The sequence below is a fragment of the Chryseobacterium sp. SIMBA_029 genome (assembly GCF_046535275.1).
Lineage (GTDB): Bacteria > Bacteroidota > Bacteroidia > Flavobacteriales > Weeksellaceae > Chryseobacterium.
Genome location: NZ_JAWRXA010000300.1, coordinates 1 through 273 on the forward strand (window position 1 = coordinate 1; position 273 = coordinate 273).

Sequence of the window (273 nt, forward strand, 5' to 3'; positions counted from 1 at the left end):
CTAATCAGTGCCTTGCAGTGTGAAGCTGATCCTTTACACTTCTGGATTGCGACGGTGTGCACAGGGGAAAATCTTGGCCTTCCAGAACAGCGCCATTGAGTCCGAACAGGCCGATTGGCAGGCGGCAGAGTCCGGCTTTTTCACCTGGGATATCGTGGCGAACCTGCTCTATGCGGATGGTGCGGTCGCTGAGCTTTTCGGGCTTGATTACGTCAAGACCGAGCACGGTCTGCCGCTGGATATCTATATCCAGCGCATTCATCCGGAAGACCG

General features: G+C 55.3%; 1 protein-coding gene. It reads left to right on the plus strand.

Going from position 1 to position 273, the window contains the following annotated elements; all coding sequences use genetic code 11:
• Positions 1 to 73 precede the first annotated feature (73 nt).
• Positions 74 to 273: hypothetical protein (locus tag SB679_RS24205; protein ID WP_410704793.1), on the plus strand; the 200-nt coding region annotated here is incomplete at its 3' end.